This is a genomic window from Pedobacter sp. HMWF019, from assembly GCF_003061025.1.
Lineage (GTDB): Bacteria > Bacteroidota > Bacteroidia > Sphingobacteriales > Sphingobacteriaceae > Pedobacter.
Genome location: NZ_QAIL01000261.1, coordinates 1 through 4393, shown reverse-complemented (window position 1 = coordinate 4393; position 4393 = coordinate 1). Strand labels below are relative to the sequence as shown.

Sequence of the window (4393 nt, the reverse complement as noted above, 5' to 3'; positions counted from 1 at the left end):
ACCTATACCTGTTTTTCTTCCGGCCAAATCCTAAACCAGTTAAACCAACTCATATTAATATGCGACATGTCTGGTTCTGCGCCATACCTGGTTCTCCTCTCTGCTAAACGCTATACCAAATTAAACTAACTCCATACCAGTTAAACTCTGTACCAATATGCGCCATACCTGGTTCTGATCTCTGTTAAACGCTATACCAGTTAAACTAACTCCATACCAGTTAAACACTCTATACCAGTATGCGCCATGCCTGGTTCTCCTCCCTCCTAAGCGCCCAGGAAAAATCAATGTTACTCAGAGGAGACCTCAGCTTTCGAAGCATACCGCAAAGCGGCGCGCAGAAAGCGTAGTCTCCGAAGAGTACATTGATTTTTCAAAAGCTTATTTCATTTTTTATTGTAACGTTTTGCTATTTTACGTAACTAACTAAACAAAGAACCAAAAAAGCTAATTAAATTCACCTTATGCTCAGTGTAAACCATATTGTAAAACAGTACGCCAGTCACCGCGCCCTGGATGATGTCAGTCTTACCGTAGAACAAGGTAAGATCTTTGGACTCCTTGGCCCCAACGGAGCTGGTAAAACCTCATTAATCCGTATCATAACTCAAATTACCGCACCAGACAGCGGTGAAGTTATATTCAATGGGAAACGCTTAAATTCAGATCACATTGCACAAATTGGTTATTTACCAGAAGAACGTGGTTTGTACAAGAAAATGGAAATTGGAGAGCAAGTGCTCTATCTGGCTAAACTCAAAGGTCTGAGTACAGCAGAAGCGACCAAAAGGGTCAAGTACTGGTTTGAGAAACTGGATATGGGCAGTTGGTGGAACAAAAAAGTAGAGGACTTGAGTAAAGGGATGCAGCAGAAGGTACAATTTGTGGCTACAGTGATGCATACACCGGAACTGATTATTCTTGATGAACCTTTTTCAGGATTTGATCCGGTAAATGCGGATATTATAAAAAATGAAATCCTGGAACTCAACAGACAAGGCTCTACATTTATCTTCTCCACCCACAGAATGGAATCCGTAGAAGAACTATGTGACCATATCGCATTGATCCATCAATCCAAAAAAATTCTGGATGGCTCTGTAGAGGCCATCAAGCAGGAGTATCGCAACAATACTTATTGGGTAGAATATGAAGGAACACTTCAGTCTGCAGAAACACCGTTTGATATCCGGGAAACGGAACAGCATAAAAACATGACCAGGATCAAAGTACAACTTAAGCCAGGACAAACGGCCAATGAGTTATTATCGGTATTGCTGCCTCAGGTGGCCATCCACCGTTTAGATGAAGTGATCCCGACCATGAATGATATTTTTATTGAAAAAGTAAAACAAAAAAATTAAAGGCCATGAACAAGATTTTACTCATTATACAAAGAGAATATTTATCAAGGGTTAAGAAAAAGTCATTCATTGTGATGACATTACTTACACCAATTATCATTGCTGGTTTTTATGGTGTGGCGATTTACTTTTCCATTCAGGGTATTACAGGCACCTCCAATAAAATTGCGGTTGTCAGTGAGAATAAAACACTTCTGGAAAAACTCCCTTCTTCCAAGAACAGAAATTATCAATATGTAGACCAGTCGCTGAAGGAGATGAAATCCTCCTTAAAAAAAGGCACCTATGATTATGTATTGTATATGCCTGATTTTGACCTGAACCACCCGGAAGGTATACAGCTACTGGGAAATAAACAAGCTGGCTTGAACCTGAGCAGTAAGATTTCAGATGATATAGAGGAATTGATCCGGAATCAGAAATTAAAAACCTCTGGTATTGCCCAGGAAGAACTGGATAAATTGAAAACCTCTGTAGATATAGACACCAAAAAAATCAGCGATACCGGCAAAGAGGAAGATTCAAGTGCTGGTGCCAGTACGATCATTGCTTATGTTTCAGGAATCTTAATGTTCATGTTCATTATGCTTTATGGCGTGCAGGTGATGAGGGGTGTGATTGAGGAAAAGACAAACCGTATTATAGAAGTGATGATTTCTTCTGTGAAACCTTTTCAGCTGATGATGGGGAAAATTATTGGTATTGCTCTGGTGGGCCTCACTCAGTTTATATTGTGGATTGTACTTACGGCTTCGATCTCGACCATAGCTATGAAAGTCCTGGTGAATGATAAAGACCTTAAAGAAACCACCATGCAAGCCAGCGTGCAAGCTAAGAATATGCCTTCTGCACAAGTTGCAGCGGCCAATACACCGGGAATAGGGAACATTCAAAAAAGCCTGGCCAACCTGGAACTGACCAAGATCATTTCTGTATTTATTTTCTTTTTTATCGGCGGTTATCTATTTTACAGCGCACTCTATGCTGCCATTGGATCTGCAGTAGACAGCGAGACCGAAACCCAGCAATTTATGTTTCCGGTCATGATGCCACTGCTCTTTGGCTATATCTTATCCTTAAGCGTAGTCACAAATGATCCTTATGGACCAATGGCCTTTTGGCTTTCGATTATCCCTTTCACCTCTCCTATTGCCATGATGGTCCGTTTACCTTATGGCGTTCCGGACTGGCAGCTGATGCTGTCTATGGGCCTGATGGTGATCGGCTTTGTGGGAACAGTTTGGGTAGCTTCCAGAATTTACAGGGTTGGAATCCTGATGTACGGCAAAAAAGCAAGCTTCAAAGAGATGATCAAGTGGTTTGCCTATAAAAATTAATACATTTGCCCTTATTTAAAACACCCTTATGAGAGCAGCTGTAATAGATTTAGGAACCAACACTTTTCATTTAATTATTGCAGACCTTTCCGACAGGGTTAATGTGGTCTATAAGACCAATTCGCCTGTAAAATTGGGGGAAGGAAAGATCAACGAAAACATCATCATACCTGAAGCCTTCGAAAGAGGGCTTCAGACCTTAATATCCTTCGCACAGGAGATCAAAAACCAACAGGTTGACATAGTTAAAGCAACTGCAACTTCGGCTGTGAGAAGTGCCGAAAATGGGGCCGATTTTGTTAAAGCGGCTAAATTGCGTGCCGGGATAGACATTGAAGTGATCAGCGGAGAGGAAGAGGCCGGTTATATTTTTAAGGGTGTACAGGCTACAGGTGTGATTGTTGAACCCTCACTGATTATGGATATTGGGGGTGGCAGTACTGAATTTATCCTTTGTAATCCAAAACAAGTACTTTGGAAAAAAAGTTATAACATAGGTGCTGCGCGCTTAATGCAGGCTTATTTTAAATCGGATCCAATCAATGAAACAGACAAAAGGATCATTCTGGACCACCTGGAGAGTACACTGAAAGAACTAAAGGAGGCCTGTTCTGCACATCAGCCTTTAACTTTAATTGGTTCAGCCGGTGCATTCGAAACTTTTGCAACCTTATTATTAAAAGATGTGGAGGTTAAAAACATTGCTTGCTGTACTTTGCCTATACCGGCTTATAAAAAGCTTGCTGCAGGACTCATCGCGTCTACACATCAAGAGAGGGCCGGTATGAAAGGACTTATTCCTCTACGGGTAGATATGATTGTTCTGGCAGCTATATTGACAAATTATGTTATTGATGAAATCGGTTTGGAGAAGCTGAGCCTCTCCACTTATGATTTGAAAATGGGGGTACTGCAATCCTTGCTTCCGGCTAAATAGACAGAAGCGCAGTATATAACTTTTCAGTTGGTAAACCCATGACATTGGTATAAGAACCTACAATTTTTTCTACAGCGACCATTCCTATCCAATCCTGGATACCATAAGCTCCTGCTTTATCAAATGGCTTATAGTTCTCAATATAATAGCGGATCTGCTCTGTGGTTAATTCTTTAAAATAGACTTCTGTAAGATCGAAAAAAGATAAAATCTCACCATTGTAGATCAGGCTTACCCCGGTATACACCTCATGAACAGTGCCTGAAAGTTTAGTCAGCATTTGTTCCGCATGTTTCGCATCTTCAGGCTTGCCCATAATTTCACCATTATAGGCAACGATCGTATCGGCTGTAATTACAATGCTGTTTGGTTGGTCTGCAAGAAAGGCTTTTGCTTTTTTTTCTGCAATATAGACTGCTATTTCAGATGGGCTTAGTCCCTCCGGATAACTTTCATCTACATCTTTTAACACGACTTTAAAGTCAAGGTCCATTTGCTGGAGCAGTTCCTGCCTTCTGGGAGACTTCGAAGCGAGGATAATGGGAAGTTGCTGTTTGTACATAGAGCGCTAAAATAATAAAAGCGGCGTAAAGCCGCTTTTATTATTTTATTAAAAATTATCGATTACCACCGCCATTGTCTCCGCTTCCTCTTCTTTTTTCCATCGCTGCTTTTCTTTCTGCTTTTAAAGCGTCATAAGCTTTTTTCTGATCATCAGTTAATAAGGCAGTAATTTTAGTATCACTGTCTGACAT

General features: G+C 40.7%; 4 protein-coding genes. 3 read left to right on the top strand and 1 reads right to left on the bottom strand.

Features of this window, described 5'->3' with window-relative positions; translation table 11 throughout:
* Positions 1–464 precede the first annotated feature (464 nt).
* From DBR11_RS15265 to DBR11_RS15255, 3 genes are read left to right on the top strand one after another with little or no spacing between them, the layout of a single operon-like run.
* Positions 465–1364, top strand: coding sequence for an ABC transporter ATP-binding protein (locus tag DBR11_RS15265; protein ID WP_108553524.1), 900 nt, complete (start codon positions 465–467; stop codon positions 1362–1364).
* A gap of 5 nt (positions 1365–1369) precedes the next feature.
* Positions 1370–2701 carry an ABC transporter permease gene (locus DBR11_RS15260; RefSeq protein ID WP_108553523.1) on the top strand — a complete coding sequence of 444 codons (1332 nt, stop codon included), beginning with the start codon at positions 1370–1372 and terminating at the stop codon, positions 2699–2701.
* 28 nt (positions 2702–2729) lie between these two features.
* Complete coding sequence (locus tag DBR11_RS15255) at positions 2730–3638, top strand: exopolyphosphatase (RefSeq protein WP_108553522.1); 909 nt, start codon at positions 2730–2732, stop codon at positions 3636–3638.
* On the opposite strand, the gene DBR11_RS15250 is transcribed toward DBR11_RS15255, so the two are convergent.
* A complete protein-coding gene (locus tag DBR11_RS15250) occupies positions 3631–4200 on the bottom strand; it encodes a nucleoside triphosphate pyrophosphatase (RefSeq protein WP_108553521.1) in 570 nt (189 codons plus the stop codon). The two genes, DBR11_RS15255 and DBR11_RS15250, sit on opposite strands and share 8 nt — an antisense overlap.
* Positions 4201–4393: the final 193 nt, after the last annotated feature.